Consider the following 22,188-nt stretch of genomic DNA (forward strand, 5'->3'; position numbering starts at 1 on the left):
AGCAAAACGCGAAGGCGCAGCCGTCTGATGGGGCGGGTTTTACTTCGCATCGACGACCTTGAAGGTCGGATTGGGGAACACGCCGAACACGTCCGGCGCGTACATTGCCTCGACCCGTGTCGGCGGCAGTTTGAACTCGCCGGCGCTGTTGAGCCGCACCGTGTACTCGACCGAGAACGTACCGCGCGGCACGTAGCCGTAATAGGCGCGGTAGCCGGCAAAGCGGCGCTCCTCGTAAGCCGGCCATGCCTCGCCCTCGCGCCGCTCGCCGCGTGTCGCGATTGCCGAATCGCGCCCAAGCCCGCCACCGAGCACGGTTGCGCCGGCCGGCACCGGGTCGTCGACGACCACCCACGTCATGTCGCTCTGCGCATCGACATCGAGCTTCACCCGCAGCACGTCGCCACGGCTGTACCGGCCCGCAACCTTCTGCTCGACCGCACTGACGGTCTTCTTGACGCGGAAGCCGGCACCGACCGGCGCCTTGAGCGGCACCGCGGCGGACACCTGCACCGTCGCCCACGGCGCACCCGCACCGTCGTGCCTGATCGCCAGCACGCCCTTGCCGCCAGCCGGCCACGGCAGCGAAACCGGTACCGGCGTCGCCGCAGGCCATGCCTGTTCACGTGTTGCCTCACCGAGCACCACCTTTGTGCTGCCGGCAACCGGTGTCGCGTCGAACTGCCGGGCAAATGCCGCCACGGCAAGCGAACCCCAGACGTTGGCCGTCGTCGTCCGCCACGTACCCTGCGTCTGCCGGCCGATCAGGCCGTTCAGCAAGCGTGGCAGATCGTCCTTCCAGCCCGGCAGGCTGCGCGTCACCAGCAGGAGCCGTGCCGCGTTGACGTCGGCGCTACGCATCAGCCACCACCAGTCGTCGTCCTTCTCGGCCGAGAACTGCAGCCGGGTTCCCTGATAGCTCAGGCGCCCGCGCAGCAACTGCTCCGCCTCGGCGACCTTCGCCGCGCGATCCGGCAGCGCCGGCAGCCGCTCGAGCAGGGACAGCCAGTCGACCAGCATCGCCGTCGGCCAGGTGTTCGGCTGGATCGTCAGCACCGCGAGCTGGCGTGGTTCGGCCCGGCCGTAGCGGCTCAGCGCTTCGAGCGCCGCCAGCCGGCGCGCGTCGAGATCCGGACGCGGCGCCCACGCATCGCGCTTGAGCCGGCCCTCGACGAAGCGTGTCAGCCCTTGCAGCATTTTCTCGCGACTGGCCTCCGGAACCGTCCAGCCGGCCTCGGACGACACGGCGAGCAGGTAGCTGGTCAGCGTATCGCTGCCCTGGGCCGCATCACCTTCGCGCGGCGGGAAATAGTTGGCCAGACCGTCGGCGTCGAGGTAGACCGGCAGCTCGGCCATCAGCGCGTCCCAGCGTGCCTTGTCCGCCAGGCCGATCGCGACCGATGCCCGCTGCTCGAGGCAGACATAGGGATAGTCGGCAAACCAGCGCCGCACTGCCGGCAGCTCGGCCGACAGCCGCGACTGCAGTTGCACCGAGACACCGCCCCGCCCCGGCAGCGCCGACGCCGGTAGCGCCACCGGGATGCTGACGTCGGCGTCGATCCGGCGCAGCGTCGCCTGCTGTACCGTGACCGGCACCGCCGGGTCGACCTGCTGGCTGAACGTCAGCCGGTCGACCGCCTTGCCACCGACCTCGGTCGCGGTCAGCGTCCATTTCAGCGACTTGAACCCGTCGGGCACACCCATCGGCCAGACCAGCTCGCGCGCCTCGCCGGCCGGCAGCGTCAGCTTGCTGACCGGCAGTGCCGGCAAGCCTTCGGCCTGCGCGCTGACCTGGACGCTCATCGCGCGCGTGCTGCCGTTGCGCAGGGTCGCCAACGCGCGGATCTGGTCGCCCTCGCGCACCAGCGGCGCGAAGCCCGACGTCAGCTGCAGGTCCTGCGTCACCGCCACGCTGGCCGAGCCGGTGCCGAAGTAACCGGTCCCGGCATCGGCAATCGCGACAAAGCGGAAACGGGTCAGGGAGTCGTTGATTGGCACGGCGATCTTCGCCCGGCCATTGGCGTCGAGCACCAGCTTCGGATTCCACACCAGCAGCGTATCGAACAGCTCGCGCGTCGGCGCCGAGCCACCCCCGCCGCCCGGCGGCAGCGCTTTGCGGCCGTAGTGGCGTTTGCCGACGACCTCGAGTTGCGCCGTTGCAGTTTCGACGCCGTAGCTGCGCCGCTGCAGCATCGCGTCGAGCAGGTCCCAGCTCGGATTGGGCTGCAGCTCGAGCAGCGCCTCGTCGACGGCGGCAAATGCAAGCTCGGTGCCGGCCGGCGCCGGCTTGCCGTCGGGCAGCTTCACCTGAACGGTGACGTGCGCGGTATCGCGCACGCCATAGCCGGGCTTGTCCGGCGTCACGGTGATGCCGAGCCTGTGCCCGGCCTCGCCGACGCGGATTTCGGCAATGCCGTACTTGAACGCCGGCTTGGCCAGATCGACCGTTGCCGTCGGAGCCTGATAGTCCCGGCCCTCGTTCCAGTACGCATCCCACCACGAAACCGGCGCCTTCCAGCCCCAGGTGAAGAACGAGTACCACGGCACGTCACGCACGCGACCGCGCACCGCCAGCACCGACACGTAGACGTTGGGCGCCCATGCGCTACTGACCGGCACTTCGATCACCGGCGACTTGCCTTCGAGTTCGACCACGCGCGTGTCGATCACGCCCTCGCGCTCGATCGCGACCCAGGCGGTGGCCTTGCGGAACGGCATGCGCACCTGGAAGCGCGCCGTCTCGCCGGGCTTGTAGCTTTCCTTCTCGGCCAGCAGGTCGATCCGGTCATTGTTGTCGACATCGAACCACAGCTCGTCCTGCTTGCTGACCCAGACCGACTGCGCCGCACGGGCCGTATGGCCTTCGCCGTCGTCGACGCTGGCGACGAGTTCGATGCTGCCGGCGTCCTTCAGCGCGATATCGCAGAACACCAGGCCGCGCGCATCGCTGCTGCCGCTGCAGACCTTGCCCAGATCGTCGACCTGCTCGTCGTGATCGTAGGCGTAGAAGCCGCCGACGAGCCGCTTGCGTGTCGACTGGTAGGTGTGGCGCACGGCGTTGACGACGACCTTGCGGCCGGCCACCGGCCTGCCGTTGGTATCGAGCACCACGGCCTTGAGGCTCGCTTCACGGCCGACCGACACCCAGTCGTCGACAGTGACGCCGATCTGCACCGCGGCCGGCCACAGCGGCACGGTGCGCGACAGGGTCTGCACCTCGCCGTTCGGATCGGCGTAGGTGGCCTCGGCGACCATGTCGTACGGGCGGTCGATTGCCGGCAGCGCCTTCACCGCCACCTTGCCGCCGCCGTTGGCATCGAGCGACAGTGCCGCCTTGTCGAGCACCACCTTGCCGTCGAGCGAGGACTGCGTCTCGTTGCGCCTGGCCTCGGCTGGGCTGAACGAATAGCCGTCGTAACCCTGCGGCCGCGCATAGCGTTCGCGCAGCATCGCCGATACCTGCACCGGCAGCCCCTTGGCCGCACCGCCGTTGACATAGGCCAGTGCGACATCAACGGGCAGGTCTTTGGGTGCGATGCCGGCCTTGGCCGGCACGGTCAGCGAGCCGGTCATCACCGGCAGGCGGAATTCCTCGACGCGGAACGTGCCCGAGTAGAACGTCAGTCCGTTGCCCCCTCCGTCATACCCGTCGGCATCGTCACTGCGCGTCCTGACGGCGGCCTTTTCGAGCACGATCGAATACTCGCCGAGCTTGGCGTCCTTGGGCAGGGCAAAACTCGAGTCGGCGTAGCGCCCCTGGCGCCACACCAGCGGCTGGCGGTACTCCTGCCCGCTGCCGTCGTGGACGATGCGCAACTGGTCCGGCAACTGGCTCGCCTTCGGCAGCGCGAAACCCTTGGTCGTTTCGACGCGCAGATAGTGCTTCATCGACACCGTCTCGCCGGCGCGGAACAGCATCCGGTCGAGCACCGAGTGCGCCTGCACCGACGGCCGGTCGCTGCTGCTGGTCGGAAACGGGAAGCGCCACGATTCGATGCCGCGGTTCCAGCCCGAGCGCACGAAGGACACGTCGGTGACGCCCTTGTCGGTCTTGCGCGCGGTCACGAAGTAGCCGTCGAGCGTCGTGCCGCTGCAATCGGGCTGACCCAGCGCCTGCGGCACCGCCGCAACGCCGTTGGCGCCGGTCTTGCCATGCCAGCGGGCGACGCCCTTGCAGTCGTAGATGCTGACGTCGGCCTGCGGCACCGGCCGGCCGCGATCGAGCGTCGTCACCCACACGGCGGCGTTGTCACGTCCCTGCTTGAAATGCACCGCCAGATTGGTGACCAGCACCGCGCTGCGCACGTACATCGGCTTGTTCGCGCCGAGCAGCGCCTTGCCGAGCAGGCGCGATTCGATCTCGACCACGTGCAGGCCCGGCGTCTTGAGCGGAATGCCGACAACCTCGAACGGCCAGCGTCCCTTGGCATCGGGCTTGCCGGGCAGCGCCAGCGGCGTCACGCCCTTCTGGCCCTTGAGCAAGCTCAGCCGGCGCGTTTCGACCTGTTCGGTCTTGCCGTTGCGCGTCACCGGCACGACGCCCTCGTGGTGGTCGAGCACCCGGGCAAGCCAGGTCATCATGCCCTTGTCGTCGTTGACCGCCAGCGTTTCGGCGCCGACGCGGATTTCGCCGACCTTGAGGTCGGATTCGACATTGCGCAGCGTCACCGGCAGCGCCGCATCGTCACCGAGTTCGATGATGCCGAACGGCGCAGCGGCGAATTTCGCCAGCGGCGGGTAGTCGGTCGTCTTGAACGCCAGCGGAAACGCCGACGCATTGGTGAGCTTGCGTCCGGCGTCGTCGACCAGATCACCGGGAAGCTTGATCGTGAACGCGCCGAGTGCGGCGAATGGCGGCTTGAACCGGACCGCATCGACGGTGCCGTTGCGCGCATCGCGGTCGGGCTCCGGCGCGCGTTCGCCTTCGGGTGTCACCAGCCGGATCTTGTCGGCGAGCTTCTGCGGCACCGGCGAGCTGAACGACAGCGTCACCGGCTTGAACGGAATGCACGCGGCCCTGGCGTTCTCGCGCGAACAGCTGAACGACGCGCTGAACTCGGGGCGGACGTCGAACGCGCGCATTTCGACCTTGCCGGCGCGCGGCTGGACGAGCACGACCTTCTTGCCGGCCGGCAGGCGCTGGGCACAGCGCACCGCCTCGATCGTCGCCGCCCGCTTCTGTTCGCCGAGGTGTTTGACCAGCGTCGCCGTGTCGGTCGCCGGCAGACGCGTCACCGGCACGCGTTCGGGCAGGCCCTCGATCTTGCAGTAGAGCTGCGGCTGCTTGCCGCCAAGCGCTCCGTTGTAGCGCAGTACGAAGGCCTGATCCTCGTCGATGGTCTCGCCGCGATCCGGCCAGCTTTCCGCAATCGCCAGCGCGCCGGTCGAGAACTGGAACGCCCGCTTGCCGTCGCGACCGTCGACCACGCTGCCGTCGACGCTCTTGAGGCCCGGCTTGAGCGTGAAGCGGCAGGTCGTCTCGGCCGGCAGATCACCGCTGATGTCGATCACCCAGCTGCGGTCGTCGATCCAGCGGCCCTTGCCGGGCAAGGTGCACGACACGGCAAACGGCGCAGCGGCCGAGACGTCCCCCATCCGCACCATCGGTGCCGAGAAGGTCGCACGCACCTGTTCGACCTGCCGGACCTCGCCCTGCGGCGAGAAGGTCGCGACATTGACCGCGGCCTGGGCCTCCCCCAGGCTCAGCGCCAGCGTACTGGCCGCAAGCAGACGGAATACACGCATCGGGGCACCCCGGTAGTGACAAGCCAACATTCTTACATAAAATTTTCAATCAATCCGGATAGTGGAAAGCAAAAAGCCGGCTTTTGCCGGCTTTTTGCGTGCACATTGCGTCAGATCAGCCTTGCAACAGCGATTCCACATAACGCGACACACCTTCCTGCACGGTGAGGAACGCTTCGGTATAGCCGGCTTCGCGCAGCAGCGTCAGGTCGGCCTCGGTATGGCACTGGTACTTGCCCTTCAGCGCATCGGGAAAATCGATGTACTCGAGAATGCCCTCGCCGACCATCTCGTCGAGCGTCAGGATCGACTTGCCTTCGGCAGAGCGGCAGGCATTGACCACGGTCGACGCAACGTCATTGAACGGCTGTGCCTGGCCCGAGCCGAGGTTGTAGATGCCGCAGACCTCGTCATTGTCGAGGAACCACAGATTGGCCTTGACGATGTCCTCGACCGAGACGAAATCGCGCAGGTGGCCGCCCGGCACGTAACCGCCGTACTCGCCGAACAGCTTGACCTTGCCCGACTCGCGGTACTGGTTGAAGTTGTGGAAGGCCACCGAGGCCATCCGGCCCTTGTGCCACTCGCGCGCGCCGTAGACGTTGAAGTAGCGAAAGCCCACCGCCTGCGCGGAAAGTTCTTCCCAGCGGCGGCGCAACACCTGATCGAACAGCAGCTTCGAGTAGCCGTAGACGTTCAGCGGACCTTCGCACTCCGGGTCCTCGCGAAAGCCGTTGTCGCCGTTGCCGTAGGTGGCCGCGCTCGAGGCGTAGATGAACTGCGCCTCTTCGGCCTGGCACCACTCGAACAGCCCCAGCGTGTACTGGTAGTTGTTCTCCATCATGTACTTGCCGTTGTGCTCCATGGTGTCGGAGCACGCACCCTGATGCAGGATCGCGGTGACCTCGCCGTCGTAACGGCCACTGGCGAGTTCGGCGATGAAGTCGTTCTTGTCGACGAAGTGGCTGATCTGGGTGTCGGCCAGATTGCGGAACTTGTCGCCACGGGTGAGGTTGTCGACGGCGATGATGTCGGTTTCGCCGCGGGCGTTCAGGCCCTTGACGATGTTCGAGCCGATAAAGCCGGCTGCGCCGGTCACCACGATAGCCATATCAGTTTTCCTTTTTCAGTCGGGTGCACAGCGCGAGGAACAGCCAAGCGCCGTGCGGCATCCATTGTTCGGTCCAGCGCCAGCTGTGCGCCATCGTCGCGACCTCCGACTTGCGGAAGTCGATGTCCTGGTCGTCGTCGAAGCCACCGGTGATGCCGTTGCACACGCCACCGGGCGCATTGTAGAACCCCGGCTCGTAACGCGGGTTGTTTCGGCCCCAGCCTTGCAGCATGCACGCGTCGTACGGATTGGCGCCGAGCACCCAGTCGAGCGCGTTCTGGCCATGCGCGGCGATGCGGTTGGCGAGTTCCGGCTCGCCGGCGAACAGCGCGGCGGCGCGGCCGCTCGAGGCGGCGATCGAGCCGAGCCGGGCGTTCTCGCCCTGCCACCAGTAGCCGGTGCCGTTGTCGTGCGGAATGAAGAACTGCACCTTGCCGTCCTGGCCCGGCAGCTTGACGAACTGGCGCGGGTAGCCGAACGGGTTGGCGACCTCGCTGGAAATGCGCAGCTCGTACTCGTAGGCGCCGCGCAGCGCTTCGCGAATCCGGCCGGCCAGCGGGCTTGCCGGCACGACTTCCAGATAGCGCATCAGCACGATGTACGGCAGCCCCGACTCGGCCGCGTGGAAATAGCTGCGCTCGCCCGCCGCATCGGCGGCAAACCAGCCATCCATCTGCTGGCGCTCGAGCAGGTTCAGCACGCGGCGCGTCGCAGCATCGGCATGGGCGCCGTCACCGGTCACCGCCAAGAGCTCGGTCGCGGCGAGCAGCGCACAGTAGTCGTCGATGATGTTCTCGACACCGTCTTCGAGGTACGCGACGTTGTTGGCTTCGAGATGGGCAAAACCGGTCTGCGCCGCCTTCAGGTAATCGGCACGGGCAAAGCCCTCGCCATCGCGGCCCAGCGTCGACGCCCGCGCCAGCGCGGCAATCGCGACACCGGCGCCGTGGCGGTAGGCGGACTGGTAGGTATCGTACTTGTCGCCCTTCTGCGTCTTGTACTCGCAGATGTCGCGGCGGTTTTCGTCCTTGCTCCACTGGTCGAACACCGTCATGTAGAAATACCCGGCCGGGTCCTGCATCCGGACGAGGAAATCGGCGCCGTGCAGGGCTTCGTCGACGATGCGCTCGTTGAACCACTTCGACTGCTGGGGCAGCTGCGCCAGTCCGTCGATCAGGTTCCAGACCACCTGCGGCGTCTGCTGCGGGTTCATAAACTGCGCGAACGACAGGTGGCTCAGGTACTTGGAGCAGTCGCCCGACGCGTCGTACCAGCCGCCGTGCACGTCTCGACGCTCGTCGCTGCCCCACTTCGGCCGCGAACGGTCGGCCAGGTCGTACAGCCCGGTGCAGCGCTGGCCCTTGATGTAATGGACGATGTCCGACAGCAGCAGCTCGCCGAACAGGCCCTCGCCGATCGCGAACGTATGCGACACCAGCGCCGGGCTCACGCCATCGACGACGACGAAGTATTCGCCCGGTGCGGTCAGCGCGGAAAAATCGGCCGACCAGAAATGCCAGTCCTTCCAGCGTGCAACGCCACCTTCGGCACGGACGTCGCCGCGATGCACGCATTCGCGCGTGTCGGCGTTGTAGACGCCGAAGGTCGTCAGCGCCGCATCGGCCGGCGCCTCGATCAGTGCCTGCTTGCGGGTCTGCGGCTCGAAGCCGAGGTGGTTGAACAGGATTTTCACGGTCAGTCTCGCCCTTGGTTGTTATCGGATATCAGAACAGACGCTTGTTCAGGAACCAGTTGCGTGCCGCGCCGATCATGCCGGCGTGATTGCCGGCGCTGGCGAGCACGACTTCGCTCATCTCGCGGAAGCCCGGCTCGATCCGCGCGCCGATCGCGGCGTGCAGTTCGTTCAGGAAGCGCTCGCCGCGACCGCTGATGCCGCCGCCGACGACGACCCGCTCGGGGTTGAGCACATAGATCAGGTTGACGATACCGGTCGCCAGCAGATCGAGCCATTCGTCGACGACGCGGCACATCTGCTCGTCGCCTGCGTCGCTGGCCGCGAACACCGCCCGACCATCCCAGTCGCTGCGCCCGCTGACGCGGATCGCCTCGGTGACAAGGCCGCGCATCGACGCATGGTTTTCCCAGCAGCGGTCGGCGATGCGCATATAGCCCCACTCGCCGGCGGCCGAACGGGCGCCGTGGTAGAGCTTGCCGTTGATGACGATACCGCCGCCGATGCCGGTGCCGATCGCCAGCGCGATATAGTGCTGCACGCCTTTGGCCGAACCCTGCCAGCCTTCGGCCAGCGCGACGCAGTTGACGTCGTTCTCGATCGTCACCGGCAGGTCGAACGCATCCTCGAGCGCCAGTTTCGGCGACATGCCGACATAGTCGGGCACGGCCTCGGCAGCGCCGAGAATCCGGCCACTGTCGGCATCGACCAGCCCCAGCGTGCTGATCGCGATGCCGCACACGTCGTTCTGCTCGACAACCGGCCGTGCCAGCGCAACCAGACGGTCGAGCAGCGCCGCGGCGCCTTCCTGCGCCTGCGTCGGCACCGAGTGCGCGAGCAGCACCTCGCCGCTGTCACTGACGATGCCGTACTTGATCTGCGTACCGCCGATATCAAAACTCAGTAGTTTCTGGCTCATTCGACCCGCGCCCAGTCGACGGGCGCCTTTCCGTGTTGTTCGAGATAGGCATTAGCGGCCGAAAAATGGCCGTTGCCGAGGAAGCCGCGGTAGGCCGACAGCGGCGACGGGTGCGCCGACGCCAGCACGCAGTGGCGCTGTGCGTCGACGTGCGCAGCCTTCTTTTGCGCATAGGCACCCCAGAGCATGAATACGAGGTGTTCGTGGCGCAACGCCAGCTCCGCGATCACCGCGTCGGTCAGCGCCTCCCAGCCGCGTCTGGCGTGCGACCCGGCCCTGTCGGCCTCGACGGTCAGCACGCTGTTCAGCAGCAGCACCCCCTGACCGGACCAGCCGGCCAGATTGCCGTGCTGCGGCGGCGTGATACCCAGATCTCGGGCGATTTCCTGCCAGATGTTGCGCAGGCTCGGCGGCGTCCTCACGCCGTGCGGCACCGAAAAGCTCAGTCCGTGCGCCTCGCCGGCACCGTGGTAGGGATCTTGCCCGAGAATCACCACGCGGACATCGTCGGGCGCCAGGTCGGCAAGCGCGGCAAACCAGTTCGCGCGCGGCGGGTAGATGGTCTTGCCGGCGGCGAGCTCGGCATCGAGAAAGCGGGACAGCGCGTCGAACGCCGGCTTTGCCGTCACGCCGGAGAGCGGCCCCTGCCACGCGGCGGGAATCTGCCCTGCCAGCGCGCTCACGCTTCGCCCCCGCGCCCGTGGCGGATCTGTTCGCGATGGCGGCGGAACACGTAACGCTCGAACGCATCCTTCGCGCCGGCGTGATCGAAGCACCAGCGCGCGGTCACCACCGTACCTTGCGGCGACGCGTCAACATCGAAAATCTCGGCCGGCAGCGCCAGCAGGTGCGGCAACGCAGCGCCCGGCGCGATCGCCAGACAGCCGCGCTCGCCGGGCTCGAGATCGGCAGCGAGCCAGCGCACCGACTCGAGGCCGACCGTTACCGCCACCTTGGCCGGCAGCGACGGCGTCATCAGCCGCGCCAGCCAGACGAGCTGCAGATCGAGCTTGGCCTGATGCACATCGGCCGCATCGGCGCGGTCGACGACCTCGAAGTCGGCCAGTACGTCGAAATAACGGGCAACCTCCAGCGGTTGCCAGCACCGCTGCCGCTGCCATGCCAGCGGCAGCTCGGCTTCGAAGAACACGCCATCGGGAAACGCTTGCATGCTGCTCTCGCAAACCCAAAACGGCGATTATACCCGCCCGGCGCCACCGAGCTGACGCACGCGCTCGTAAAGGCAGATGGCCGCGGCGGCACCGACGTTCAGCGACTCGACCCCGGCCGCCATCGGAATGCGCAGCCGTTTGACGGCCCTGGCGGCGAGTCCGGCCGAAATCCCCTGCCCCTCGGCACCGAGTGCCAGCGCCAGATCGCCGCGCAGATCGGCCGCATACAGGTCGACCGCGCCGTCAAGCAGGGTTGCCGCCAGCGGCCCGTCGAAGCCGTCGAGCAAGTCGAGCAGCGGCGCACGCTCGATCAGCGGCAGCACGAAGTGCGCGCCCATGCCGGCACGCAGCACCCGCGGCGACCAGACATCGGCGCAGCCCGTCGATAGCCAGACCTGGTCGACGCCGGCCGCCGCCGCGGTACGCAGCAAGGTGCCGACGTTGCCCGGGTCCTGCACGCCGTCGAGCAGGAGCACCAGACCATCGCGGCGCGGCACCGGTGCCGGCGGAATCGCGGTCAGCGCAATCACGCCGCTCAGGCTCGGCAACTCGGTCAGCTCGGCAAAAAGCGCCTCGGCCAGCGGGTGCGTCGGCAAGGCGGCCCGCGCGACCAGCCCCGCCACCTCGGGGCGCTGCAGGCCGGCATCGGTGACGAGCAGCCGTTGCAGCGGCCAGCCCGCCGACAACGCAGCATCGATCAGGTGCGGGCCGTCAAGCAGGGTCAGGCCAAGCTTGAGCCGGTCGCGCCGTTGCGTCGCGAGCTTGTGCAGCTGCTTGTAGAGCGGATTGTGGACGGAGTGGATGGCGTCTTGCAGCATCAGAGGGCGGCCCTGCCGGCGAGCGCACGGCTCGTCAGCTGGCAGATTTGTTTGAAGGACAGATAGGACTGCGCGTCCAGCGGCAGGGTACGGTCGGCAAAGAACATCCCGACGGCCTTGTCGCCGACGAACAGCGACATCGCGTAAAAATCGCCGTCACCGATCAGCGCGGTGAGCGCCGGCGTCAGTTGCGGCACGAGCTTGGGCCGGCTGTCGGCGTTGAGCCAGACGGCCTGCGGTCTTTGCATCAGCTGACCGAACAGCTGCGGACCGGCCAGCGGCAGATTCAGGCTGCGGATCGGGTCGTCGACGCTCGCACCGACGCAGAAACGCGCCACGAGCGCGCCGTCCTGCGGAATCGCCAGCAGCACCCGCCGCAGCTGCAAGCCCTCGACCAGCGCACGCACGGCCAGCCGCATGATCTGGTTGGCCGGCAGCCCCTGCAGGCCGGCCAGATGCAGCGCCTGCATCCGCGCCGCGAGCACATCCCTGACCGGCCGGGGGGAAGGCCAGGCGCCGGCCACCATCGGCAGCCAGGTCGCAACAGGCACGACCCGCGCCGCCAGCGGCGCATGCGCCTGCGCCAGCACCGGTTCGTGAAGCTGCCGCCAGACGTCGCCCTCTGCCGTATCGAAGACCGCGGCGATGCTCTGGACGGCCTGCGACACCTCGTCGCCCCACCAGCCCTTTTCGAGCCCTGCCGCAAGCCGCAACGATGCCTGCTGCAGCTTCTGTCGCGGCGGCATGTCATCGGCACCGACGCAGAGCTGGACGAGCACTTCCGGAAAATCCCAGGCCGCGAGCAAGGCCGTGACGTCGGCAACATCGCCGTGCAGCTGCGCCAGCAGGCCCGGCACCACACTCAGCAGCGCGGCAACCTGCAGCTCCTCGACCCTGGCATCCATCCGGCGGAGCCCGAAGCCCCCTGCGATTCGCGCCGCGAGCTGCGCGCGCGCGATCAGCGCCAGGCAGCACTCCAGCCGCGCGGCATCGCCGGCAAGCACGGTTTCGAGCGCGAGCCCCCGCGCATGGCGCTCGACGAAAGGCAGTACGCCGACCAGCATCACCGCCGCCTCGATCGTCACGACGTCGACGCTCATGCTGGTCTTGGTCCGCAGGCTCGCATCGCGCAGTACCGTCGCGGTCAGCAGCGGATCGGTCAGCACGACGTCGGCCACCTCGGCCGGCTTCAGGCGATCGACACGCCGCAGCAGCCCGAGCAGGCCATCGCGGGTGGCCTGCATCGCCGGCAAGGGGCAATCCCGCCATGCCGCCGCGTTCACGGATTCACTCCTGGACGCCATACGAGCAACTCACTGTGTTTCCAGTCTCCGACCGGATGCCGCTGCCACGGCGGCACGCCGTCGATGCCGAAGCTGTTGCTGATCAGCAGCGCGCCGTCCGCCATCTCGCTGCACGCCTTGTGCCACAGCGCCACCATCGGCGCAGGCGACAGATAGGCATAGGCCACATCGTACGCCGAGAGGTCGACGTCGAATGCATCGCCGCGGCACCACCCGACCGGACTCGCGCGCAAGCGCCATTTGCCGATCAGCCAGGGCAGCAGCGCCATCTCGACGCCGCTCAGCGACAGGTCCTTGCGCCGGCGCGCCAGCCACACCAAGGCGGAACCGGTGCCGGCACCGAGGTCGATGACCCGCGCACCGGGCGGGATCAGCGTTTCGAGTCGCGCCAGCGCATGCCGGTTGGACAGATAGAGCGGCACACGGTAGCGAAACGCACCGGCACCAAGCGCCCACGTCAGCAGCGCGGCGGCCAGCCAGACCCACGGCGGCACGCCACCCAGCAGCGCGAACACGCACAGCGGCGGCATCAGTGCGTGCATCGGCACGAAGCGACGGCCGGTCAGCGCGGCCAGCCCGGCAGCCGTGCCTCCGGCCAGCAGCGACTGCATCCAGGCGGGCTGCGACCAGAGCAGCACCAGCGCGGCCAGCCAGCCGGCGCCCTGCAGCGCCAGCAGGCGCAGGACCGCGGTCATGTTCCGGCAGACTGCGGTTCGCTGGCGGCATCGCTCCCCATGCCGGCCTGCTGGCGGATATCGCCCTCGGCGTCCTTGTTGAGCACGACGATGCTGATCCGCCGGTTGACCGGATTGAGCCGGTTGCCGCTATCGAGCGGCACTTCGTCGGCAAAGCCGTTGACGCGCAGGATCTTCTGCTCGGCCAGGCTGCCATGGATCAGCTCGCGCCGCGCCGCGTTGGCGCGATCGGCCGACAGCTCCCAGTTGCTGAACCCGCGCTGGCCGCTCGCGTACTGCTGCGCATCGGTGTGCCCGGAAATCGAGACCGAGTTGGGCACCTCGTTCAGCAGTTGCGCAATCTCGTCGAGGATCTCGACGGCATAGGGCTCCAGCTCGCTGACGCCCGACTTGAACATCGGCCGGTTCTGCTTGTCGACGATCTGGATGCGCAGGCCTTCGGCGACCATGTCGAGCCGGAGCTGGTCCCTGAACTGGGCAAGCTTGCTGTTCTTCTTCGCCTTGTCGTTCATCAGCGACTCGAACTTCTTCTTCAGCGCCGAAAGCCGGTTCTTGTCCTTCTGCAGGTCCTCGACCGTCGGCGCCCCTTTCTTGAGCTGGCCGGTTTTTTGTGACAAGTCCTTGCCGCCACCCTTGATCAGCGAATCGGCATCACCGGCACCTTCGCCACCGCGGCTGGCCACCTTGAGCGGATTGGAGAAATAGTCGGCAATGCCCTTGAGGTTGCCCTTGGACACCGAGCCCAGCAGCCACATCAGCAGAAAAAACGCCATCATCGCGGTCACGAAGTCGGCGTAGGCAATCTTCCATGCGCCGCCGTGGTGGCCGTGCCCGCCCTTCTTGACCCGCTTGACGACAATGGGCCGTTGCGATTCGTCGCTCATTCCAGCACCCCGTACACGCGGTGATTACTTGGCCTTGGCATTCTTGACGAACTCCTCGAGCTCCTTGAACGACGGCCGCTCGGTCGAATTCAGCGCCTTGCGGCCGAACTCGACCGCCACCTGCGGCGCATAGCCGTTCAGGCTCGCGAGCAGCGTGACTTTCACGGTATTGAACGACTGGCTCGACTCCTCGACCTTGCGCTCGAGAATCTGCGCCAGCGGCCCGACGAAACCGTAGGCCAGCAGAATGCCGAGGAAGGTCCCGACCAGCGCGGCACCGATCAGCCCGCCAAGCTCGGACGGCGGCAGGTGCAACGAGCCCATCGTGTGCACGACGCCCATCACCGCCGCAACGATGCCGAACGCCGGCAGGCCGTCGGCCAGCTTGGTGATCGCCGTTGCCGGTATCGCCGCCTCGTGGTGATGGGTATCGATTTCGACGTCCATCAGGTTTTCGATTTCGAAGGCGTTGAGGTTGCCGCCGACCATCAGCCGCAGGTAGTCGGTGATGAACTCGACCAGGTGGTGGTCCTTGGCGATCCGGTCGTACTTGGCGAACACCGGGCTGCTGTGCGGATCCTCGACATCGGCCTCGATCGACATCAGGCCTTCCTTGCGCACCTTGGTCAGCAGCTCGAACAGCAGCGCAAACAGGTCCATGTAAAAGGCCTTGCTGTAGGCGCTGCCCTTGAACAGCGTCGGCAGCGCCTTCATCACGGCCTTGAGCGGCTTGCCGCCGTAGCCGACGATCATCGCGCCGAGTGCGCCACCGAAGATGATGACGATTTCGGTCGGCTGCCACAGCACAGCAAGGTGGCCGCCGTGGGCGGCATAGGCGCCGAAAATGCAGGCGCACATGAAGATGTAGCCGATGACAACGAACATCGTCCTATCCCTGAACTAGTAAAATTTGTCGGCCGATTGTCGGCGATCCGCCCGTTGCACCGCAACGCCCATGGCGCGGTGCAAGGCGCCCTTTGCAACAGTCCCTGCAACAGTCAGAACAGCGCGGCCTGCGCCAGCAGCGCCTTGACCGGCCCGAAACTGCGGCGGTGTTCCGGCGTCGGCCCCAGCTTTTGCAGCGCAGCGAGATGCGCCGCGGTCGGGTAGCCCTTGTGCTGCGCGAGGCCGTAACCGGGATAGCGCGCGTCGAGCTCGACCGCCTCGCGGTCCCGCGACACCTTGGCCAGGATCGACGCAGCGGCGATCGACGCTACCTTGGCATCGCCCTGGACGATGGCCTCGGCCGGTATCGCCAGCCGCGGCGGAACCCGGTTGCCGTCGATCAGCGCCGCGGTCGCCGCAAGCGGCAACGCCTCGATCGCGCGGCGCATTGCCAGAAACGTCGCCTGCAGGATGTTGATCTCGTCGATCTCGGCCGCGCTGGCACTGGCAACCGCCCAGGCCAGCGCACGCTGCTGGATCAGCGGAAACAGCTGCTCGCGCTTCTTTTCCGACAGCTTCTTCGAGTCGTTCAGGCCGACGATGCCGTGGTCGTCGGGCAGGATCACCGCGGCGGCGTAGACCGAGCCGGCCAGCGGCCCGCGCCCCGCTTCGTCGACACCGCAGATCAGGCCCATGTGCGCGTCCCGAGCAGGCGGATCACCGCGTCGGCCGCACGTTCGGCCGCGTTGCAGCGCAGCGCCTTGTGGTGGGCGGTAAAGCAGTCGGCCAGCTTGCCGGCCAGCCGCTTGTCGACGACCAGATTGGCCAGCGCCTGGCTCAGGTTCTCGGCGGTAGCCTCGTGCTGGATCAGCTCGGGCAGCACGAAACGCCCCTCGAGCACGTTGGGCAGGCTGACATAGGGCAGGCGCAGCTTTTTCTTCACCATCCGGTAAGTGAAATTGGTGATCCGGTAGGTGACGACGGTCGGCCGCTTGGCGAGCATCGCCTCGAGCGCAGCGGTACCGGACGCGACAAGAATCGCGTCGGAAGCCTGCATCGCTTCGTGTGCATGGCCGAACATCAGCCGGAACGGCAGTTCCTGCGCGCCCTGGCGCCACATCTCGCTCTCGAAATACAACCGCGTTTCGCGGGTAATGAACGGCACAAGGAAGGTCGCATCCGGGAAACGCTCATACAGCTTCTTCGCCGTCTCGACGAACAGCGCGCCGAGCATCTCCAGCTCGTTCTGCCGGCTCCCCGGCAGCAGGGCGAACACCGGCCCGCCCGACTCGACGCCCAGCTGCTCGCGCAAGGCCGCCTGATCCGGCTCGACCGCCATCAGGTCGGCCAGCGGGTGGCCGACATAGGTCGCCGGAATCCGGGCCTCACGGTAGATTTCTTCCTCGAACGGAAACAGCAGCAGGATGTGCGACACCGACGCGCCGATCTTCTTCAGCCGTTCGGGACGCCAGGCCCAGACCGACGGCCCGACGTAATGGACGGTCGGAATGCCGGCCGCCTTGGCCGCGGCCTCGAGGCCGAGGTTGAAATCCGGCGCGTCGATACCGATCAGCAGGTCGGGCTTTTCGGCGAGAATCGCCCGCTTGAGCCGGCGACGGATGCCGAGCAGCCGGGGCAGATGCCTGAGCACCTCGACATAGCCGCGCACCGCAAGGCTCTCCATCGGCACCATGGTGCTGGCGCCGGCCGCCATCATCTTGGGACCGGCGATGCCGGCGAACTGGGCGCCGGGCAGGCGGGCCTTGAGTGCCAGCATCAGCTGGGATCCGAGCAGGTCGCCGGACGCCTCGCCGACCACGATGGCGATGCGGGGCCCGCGACTCCCGGCTTCAAAGAGTCGATCGTTCATCGCCTCGTCGTCTTTAGCGAATGATGCCGCGCTGACTCACGGCAAAGAAGTCGACAAAGGCCTGCAGTTCGGGCGCGCCGGGCGCATCGGCCTCGATCTTCGCGCGCGCCTCGTCGAACGGCAGCCCCTGCCGGTACAGTTGGCGATAAGCCTGCTTGACCCGGGCGATCGCGTCGACACTGAAACCGCGGCGCTTGAGCCCCTCGAGATTGACACCGCGCGCAACGGCGCGATTACCCTCGCAGATCACGTAAGGCGGCAGATCCTGGACGATGATCGAACCGCCACCGGCCATTACGTGGGCGCCGATCGTGCAGAACTGGTGGATCGCGGAGAGGCCGCCGAGGATCGCCCAGTCCGCAACGCTGACGTGGCCGCCGAGCGTCACCGCATTGGCGAAAATCGTGTTGCTGCCGATCGTGCAATCGTGGCCGATGTGGGCATAGGCCATGAACCAGTTGTTGTCGCCGATCCGCGTGACGCCCTTGTCCTGCGCCGTGCCGACCGACACCGTCATGTTCTGGAAAAAGGTATTGCCGTCGCCGATGTGCAGCTCGGTCGGCTCGCCCTTGTACTTCTTGTCCTGCGGCGCGCAGCCGATATGGCTGTGCGGGTGGAAGCGGTTGCCGATGCCGATGCGCGTGACACCCTCGATCTGCACGCCGGCACCGACGACCGACCCGGCGCCGATCCGCACATCGGGACCGATGACGGCAAACGGACCGACCTCGACGTCGTCGGCCAGATCGGCACGCGCATCGACCAGCGCAGCGGGATGAATCTTCGGCATGTTCGCTCCGTAAACTTAGCGGCTGATCACGCGGTGTGCGCTCATCAGGTCGGCTTCGGCCGCCAGCTCGCCATCGACGAAGGCCTTGGCGACGTACTTCCAGATGCCGCGCTTGTGCGCGACGATCTCGACGCACAGCGTCAGCCGGTCGCCCGGCAGCACCTGGCGCTTGAAACGCGCGTTGTCGATGCCTGCAAACAGGTAGAGCGAATCCTCGGGACTTCTTCGACACTCTTGAACGACAGGACACCGGCGGCCTGCGCCAGCGCCTCGAGGATCAGCACACCCGGCATCACCGGGTACTGCGGGAAGTGCCCCTGAAAGAACGGCTCGTTGACGGTGACGTTCTTGACCGCCTTGATCGACTTGCCCGGCTCGAGCTCGACCACCCGATCCAGCAGCAGAAACGGGTACCGGTGCGGCAGGCATTCCATGATCTCGCGGACATCCATCACTTGGCTCATTCTTTTTCTCCAGCGGCGGCGCTCAGGCTCGCCATGTTTTTTTCCAGCTGTCTGACACGTTGTGCCAACTCGCCGAGGTGTCGCAGCTGTGCTGCATTCTTGACCCAGTCCGAGTGAGGCTGCATCGGATAAGGGCCGCCGTAGGCGCCGGGCTCGCGGATCGACTTGGCGACCAGCGTACCGCCGAGAACCACCGCGCCGTCGCAGATTTCCAGGTGGCCGCTGATCATTGCCGCACCGCCGATCTGGCAGCGCGCGCCGATCTTCGTCGACCCGGCAATACCGACGCAGCCGGCCAGCGCCGTGTGCGCGCCGATCTCGACGTTGTGGCCGATCTGGATCAGGTTGTCGATGCGCGCGCCCTGGCCGATCACCGTATCTTCGAGCGCGCCGCGGTCGATCGTCGTGCACGCGCCGATCTCGACGTCGTCGCCGATCAGCACACGGCCGATCTGGGGGATTTTTTCCCAGTGATCACCGGCCCAGGCATTGCCGAAACCGTCGCCGCCGAGCACCGCACCCGGATGGACGACGACCCGGTCGCCGAGATGGCAGTCGTCCATCACCGTGACGTTCGGATGAAGCAAGACGTTGCGCCCCAGTGTCACGCGCTCGCCGACATAGGCATTGGCCATGACTATGCTGCCCGCGCCGACCACCGCACCGGCACCGACCACCACGTTCGGGCCGACCTCGGCCGATGCGTGCACCTGGGCCGACGGATCGACGCAGGCTTGCGGGTGGATGCCGGCCTTGGGCTGGCGTTGCGGATAGAGCTGCTGCGCCACTTGCGCGTAAAACAGGTAGGGATCCCTGGCAACCACGTGCGGTCGCTGCAGCCCCGCTGCGTCGGCGGCGCGCACCACGATCACGCCGGCGGCGCTGGTTTCCAGTTGCGGCTTGAAGCGCGGGTTGGACAGAAAAGCCAGCGCATCGGGCCCGGCCGACTCCAGTGGCGCGACCCGCGCAACCCGGACGTCGTCGCCATGCCATTGCGCACCAAAACGCTCGGCCAGCGCCGAGATTGCAATCGGCCCTGCCATCATTTGTCCGACAGCAGACGCAGCACCTTGTCGGTGATGTCGATCCGCGGATTGCGCCAGGCGGCTTCTTGCAGAATCAGGTCGTACTTCTCGCCGCTGGCGATCTGCTGGATCGCGCTGTTGACACGCTCCTGGATGCCGGCAAGCTCCTCGTTCCGGCGCGCATTGAGGTCTTCGTTCAGTTCGCGCTGCATGCGCTGGAAGTCCTGATTCAGCCGGATCAGATCCCTTTCCTTGGCCTTGCGGTCATTTTCGGATACGCCCGGCTTGTCCATCTGCGCCTGCAGGTTCTTGCCCTGCGCCGAAAGACGCTGCAGCTCCTGGCGGCGACTTTCGAATTCCTTCTCCAGCTTCTTGCCCGCCCGCTGCGCGGGTGCCGACTCACGCAGGATGCGATCGGTATCGACAAAGCCGATTTTCATGTCGGCAGCCCAAGCCGACGCACTCAGCAGCACCGCGGCGATCAGCCAGCATGCATGTCGCTTCATACCGTTTCCTCGCAACTTAGAACACCTTGCCCAGCTGGAACTGGAAGCGCTCGATCTGGTCGCCATCCTCGGACTTCAGCGGCAGCGCGTAAACGAGCTTGAGCGGGCCGACCGGCGAGATCCAGGTGAACGCGGCACCGACCGAGTAGCGCAAGGTCGAGAAGTCGATATCCTCGCCCTCGCCCCAGGCGTCACCGGCATCGGCAAAGACCGACAGGCGCATCGACTTGTCGTTCTTGACGCCCGGCATCGGGAACAGGAACTCGAGGTTGCTCACCAGCTTGCGGGTGCCGCCGATACCGTTGCCGTCCTCGTCCTTCGGGCCGATCGTGCCGTACTTGAAGCCGCGCACCGAGTTCACGCCGCCGACATAGAAGTTCTTGTAGAACGGATAGCTGTTGCTGCCGTAGGAGTCGCCGTAGCCCGCGTCAATGTTCCACATCAGCGTGAATTCGCTCGACAGCGGAATGAAGAGCTGGCTCTGGCCGAGGATCTTGTAGTAGTCGAGATCGGAGAACGGCAGCGACACCTCGCCGGCCACGCGCGTATACCAGCCCTTGGTCGGGTACGAGCCGCTGTCGCGGGTATCGCGCGCCCACGAGACGGTCATCGGGTAGTTGTTGTACTGGTTGCCGTTCGCGGCAACGAAGTCCTTGATGTAACCCGGCGAATCGTTATTGGTGATCAGCTCGAGGTTTTCGTAGTTGAGGCCGACATTGATCCGGTTGGTTTCCGACACCGGAAAGCCCATCGACATGCCGGCGCCGTACGACGAGGTCGCGTAGTCGCCGATATCCAGATCGGACGCATCGGTTTCACGCTGATAGATGTTCCAGCCCAGCGACACGCCATCCGGTGTCGCATACGGGTTGGTCAATGCCAGCGAGTACACCTTGTTCGACTGACTGGTGTTGACCTCGGCGGTGAACTGCTTGCCGCTGCCGAGAAAGTTGCTCTGCGACAGCGACAGGATGACCACGATGCCTTCGGACTGGCCGTAACCGGCGCCGATGTTGAACGTACCGGTCTTCTGCTCGGTGACCTGGACGTTCATGTCGACCTGGTCGGTCGCCTCGGGCACGATCGGCGTATCGATCGTCACCTCGTTGAAATAGCCGAGCTGATTCAGGCGCTGCTTCGAACGCTTGATCTTGGCGCCGTCGTACTGCGCCGATTCGAGCTGACGCAGCTCGCGCCGGATCACTTCGTCGCGCGTGAGGTTGTTGCCGCTGATATTGATCCGCCGCACGTAGACCTTGCGACCCGGATCGACGTACAGCGTAAATGCAACCGTGTGCTTTTCCTTGTCGATTTCCGGCACCGCATTGACGTTGGCGAACGCATAGCCTTCGTTGCCGAGCAGCTCGGAGATCGCCGCGGTGGTCTTGTTGAGCTTTTCGCGCGAGAACACTTCGCCGGCCTTGATGCCGATCAGCTTCTCGACCTCTTCGCGCGGCACGATGGTGTCGCCGACCAGCTTGACGTCGCTGACGGTGAACTGGTCACCCTCGCTCACGTTGACCGTCAGGAACATGTCCTCGCGGCTTTCCGAAATCGCCACCTGGGTCGAGTCGATATTGAACTCGAGATAGCCGCGATCAAGGTAGTAGGAGCGCAGCTTTTCCAGGTCGGCGCTCAGGGTCTGCTTCGAGTACTGGTCGGTTTTGGTGTACCAGGACATCCAGTTCGGCGTCGTCAGCGAGAACAGGTCACCGACATCGCCATCGGAAAACGCCTTGTTGCCGACGACGTTGATCTGCTTGATCCGCGCGACCTCGCCTTCGGAGATGTCGAACTGCACACCGACACGATTGCGCTCGAGCTTGGTGATCGTCGTCTTGATGATGACCGAGTAGCGGCCGCGCGAGTAGTACTGCTGCTTGAGTTCGTTGACACCGGCGTCGAGCACGGCCTGGTCGAAAATCCGCCCTTCGGCGAAGTTCTGCCCCTTGAGCGCGGTCTTGATCTGGTCTTTCTCGAGCAGTTTGGCGCCGTTGATGTTGACCTGGGCGATCGTCGGCCGCTCCTCGACCGTGACGATCAGCACGCTGCCGTCGGACTCGACCCGGACGTCGTTGAAGAAGCCGGTCGCGAACAGCGACTTGATCGCCTCGGTCGCCCGGCTGTCGTCGAAACGGTCGCCGACCTTGACGGGCAGATAGCTGAACACGGTGCCGGGGTCGGTGCGTTGCAGCCCCTCGACCCGGATGTCCTTGATCACGAACGGTGCCACGGCGTGCGCGGCAACGCTTGCCGAGCTCAGTGCGGCGGCAAGCAGCAGATGAAGCGGTTTCAATGTCATTGTCG

Annotated in this window: 17 protein-coding genes and 1 pseudogene; all 18 read right to left on the reverse strand. The window is 66.4% G+C overall.

Annotation, left to right across the window (positions count from 1 at the left end):
* Positions 1–39 precede the first annotated feature (39 nt).
* A complete protein-coding gene (locus BJP62_RS02725; RefSeq protein WP_236943649.1) occupies positions 40–5,745 on the reverse strand; it encodes an alpha-2-macroglobulin in 5,706 nt (1,901 codons plus the stop codon).
* A gap of 115 nt (positions 5,746–5,860) precedes the next feature.
* A complete protein-coding gene (gene rfaD / locus BJP62_RS02730; RefSeq protein WP_070526219.1) occupies positions 5,861–6,856 on the reverse strand; it encodes an ADP-glyceromanno-heptose 6-epimerase in 996 nt (331 codons plus the stop codon).
* Position 6,857: 1 nt separating this feature from the next.
* Positions 6,858–8,549 carry a glycoside hydrolase family 9 protein gene (locus tag BJP62_RS02735; RefSeq protein WP_070526221.1) on the reverse strand — a complete coding sequence of 564 codons (1,692 nt, stop codon included), beginning with the start codon at positions 8,547–8,549 and terminating at the stop codon, positions 6,858–6,860.
* 31 nt (positions 8,550–8,580) lie between these two features.
* Positions 8,581–9,468 carry an ROK family protein gene (locus BJP62_RS02740; RefSeq protein WP_070526222.1) on the reverse strand — a complete coding sequence of 296 codons (888 nt, stop codon included), beginning with the start codon at positions 9,466–9,468 and terminating at the stop codon, positions 8,581–8,583.
* Complete coding sequence (locus BJP62_RS02745; RefSeq protein ID WP_070526224.1) at positions 9,465–10,151, reverse strand: uracil-DNA glycosylase; 687 nt, start codon at positions 10,149–10,151, stop codon at positions 9,465–9,467. Before BJP62_RS02745 ends, BJP62_RS02740 begins: the two co-directional genes overlap by 4 nt.
* The gene (locus BJP62_RS02750; protein WP_070526226.1) at positions 10,148–10,639 is read right to left on the reverse strand and encodes a PilZ domain-containing protein; all 492 of its coding nucleotides are present in this window, start codon (positions 10,637–10,639) and stop codon (positions 10,148–10,150) included. The genes BJP62_RS02745 and BJP62_RS02750 overlap by 4 nt, the downstream gene beginning before the upstream one ends.
* Positions 10,640–10,666: 27 nt before the next feature.
* A complete protein-coding gene (locus tag BJP62_RS02755; protein ID WP_070526228.1) occupies positions 10,667–11,458 on the reverse strand; it encodes an RNA methyltransferase in 792 nt (263 codons plus the stop codon).
* A complete protein-coding gene (locus BJP62_RS02760; RefSeq protein WP_145927076.1) occupies positions 11,458–12,741 on the reverse strand; it encodes a hypothetical protein in 1,284 nt (427 codons plus the stop codon). Before BJP62_RS02760 ends, BJP62_RS02755 begins: the two co-directional genes overlap by 1 nt.
* Complete coding sequence (locus BJP62_RS02765) at positions 12,738–13,457, reverse strand: hypothetical protein (RefSeq protein ID WP_070526234.1); 720 nt, start codon at positions 13,455–13,457, stop codon at positions 12,738–12,740. Before BJP62_RS02765 ends, BJP62_RS02760 begins: the two co-directional genes overlap by 4 nt.
* Entirely contained in the window at positions 13,454–14,341 is an 888-nt protein-coding gene (motB, locus tag BJP62_RS02770; RefSeq protein WP_070526236.1) for a flagellar motor protein MotB, read from the reverse strand. Before motB ends, BJP62_RS02765 begins: the two co-directional genes overlap by 4 nt.
* A 24-nt stretch (positions 14,342–14,365) precedes the next feature.
* On the reverse strand, positions 14,366–15,226 hold the full coding sequence (gene motA, locus BJP62_RS02775; protein WP_070526238.1) for a flagellar motor stator protein MotA: 861 nt from the start codon (positions 15,224–15,226) through the stop codon (positions 14,366–14,368).
* A gap of 113 nt (positions 15,227–15,339) precedes the next feature.
* The gene (rnhB, locus tag BJP62_RS02780) at positions 15,340–15,921 is read right to left on the reverse strand and encodes a ribonuclease HII (protein ID WP_070526241.1); all 582 of its coding nucleotides are present in this window, start codon (positions 15,919–15,921) and stop codon (positions 15,340–15,342) included.
* Complete coding sequence (gene lpxB, locus BJP62_RS02785; protein ID WP_070526243.1) at positions 15,912–17,096, reverse strand: lipid-A-disaccharide synthase; 1,185 nt, start codon at positions 17,094–17,096, stop codon at positions 15,912–15,914. Before lpxB ends, rnhB begins: the two co-directional genes overlap by 10 nt.
* Positions 17,097–17,109: 13 nt before the next feature.
* Positions 17,110–17,886: an acyl-ACP--UDP-N-acetylglucosamine O-acyltransferase gene (gene lpxA / locus BJP62_RS02790; protein ID WP_070526245.1), complete on the reverse strand. Its 777-nt coding sequence runs from the start codon at positions 17,884–17,886 to the stop codon at positions 17,110–17,112.
* 15 nt (positions 17,887–17,901) lie between these two features.
* A pseudogene (fabZ, locus tag BJP62_RS02795) lies at positions 17,902–18,350 on the reverse strand (3-hydroxyacyl-ACP dehydratase FabZ).
* Complete coding sequence (gene lpxD / locus BJP62_RS02800; RefSeq protein ID WP_070526248.1) at positions 18,347–19,393, reverse strand: UDP-3-O-(3-hydroxymyristoyl)glucosamine N-acyltransferase; 1,047 nt, start codon at positions 19,391–19,393, stop codon at positions 18,347–18,349. Before lpxD ends, fabZ begins: the two are co-directional and overlap by 4 nt.
* Positions 19,393–19,881 carry an OmpH family outer membrane protein gene (locus tag BJP62_RS02805; RefSeq protein WP_070526251.1) on the reverse strand — a complete coding sequence of 163 codons (489 nt, stop codon included), beginning with the start codon at positions 19,879–19,881 and terminating at the stop codon, positions 19,393–19,395. The genes lpxD and BJP62_RS02805 overlap by 1 nt, the downstream gene beginning before the upstream one ends.
* 16 nt (positions 19,882–19,897) lie before the next feature.
* A complete protein-coding gene (gene bamA / locus BJP62_RS02810; protein WP_374749731.1) occupies positions 19,898–22,177 on the reverse strand; it encodes an outer membrane protein assembly factor BamA in 2,280 nt (759 codons plus the stop codon).
* Between the last annotated feature and the right edge of the window lie 11 nt (positions 22,178–22,188).

Origin of the sequence: Jeongeupia sp. USM3, from assembly GCF_001808185.1 — a bacterium.
Lineage (GTDB): Bacteria > Pseudomonadota > Gammaproteobacteria > Burkholderiales > Chitinibacteraceae > Jeongeupia.

Bases quoted from the DNA above. Each gene is read 5' to 3' on its own strand.
- BJP62_RS02805 (WP_070526251.1), bottom strand. From the start codon at position 19,881: ATGAAGCGACATGCATGCTGGCTGATCGCCGCGGTGCTGCTGAGTGCG.
- BJP62_RS02765 (WP_070526234.1), bottom strand. From the start codon at position 13,457: ATGACCGCGGTCCTGCGCCTGCTGGCGCTGCAGGGCGCCGGCTGGCTG.
- BJP62_RS02750 (WP_070526226.1), bottom strand. From the start codon at position 10,639: ATGCAAGCGTTTCCCGATGGCGTGTTCTTCGAAGCCGAGCTGCCGCTG.
- BJP62_RS02740 (WP_070526222.1), bottom strand. From the start codon at position 9,468: ATGAGCCAGAAACTACTGAGTTTTGATATCGGCGGTACGCAGATCAAG.
- BJP62_RS02755 (WP_070526228.1), bottom strand. From the start codon at position 11,458: ATGCTGCAAGACGCCATCCACTCCGTCCACAATCCGCTCTACAAGCAG.
- lpxD (WP_070526248.1), bottom strand. From the start codon at position 19,393: ATGGCAGGGCCGATTGCAATCTCGGCGCTGGCCGAGCGTTTTGGTGCG.
- rfaD (WP_070526219.1), bottom strand. From the start codon at position 6,856: ATGGCTATCGTGGTGACCGGCGCAGCCGGCTTTATCGGCTCGAACATC.
- lpxA (WP_070526245.1), bottom strand. From the start codon at position 17,886: ATGCCGAAGATTCATCCCGCTGCGCTGGTCGATGCGCGTGCCGATCTG.
- motA (WP_070526238.1), bottom strand. From the start codon at position 15,226: ATGTTCGTTGTCATCGGCTACATCTTCATGTGCGCCTGCATTTTCGGC.
- rnhB (WP_070526241.1), bottom strand. From the start codon at position 15,921: ATGGGCCTGATCTGCGGTGTCGACGAAGCGGGGCGCGGGCCGCTGGCC.
- lpxB (WP_070526243.1), bottom strand. From the start codon at position 17,096: ATGAACGATCGACTCTTTGAAGCCGGGAGTCGCGGGCCCCGCATCGCC.
- BJP62_RS02725 (WP_236943649.1), bottom strand. From the start codon at position 5,745: ATGCGTGTATTCCGTCTGCTTGCGGCCAGTACGCTGGCGCTGAGCCTG.
- motB (WP_070526236.1), bottom strand. From the start codon at position 14,341: ATGAGCGACGAATCGCAACGGCCCATTGTCGTCAAGCGGGTCAAGAAG.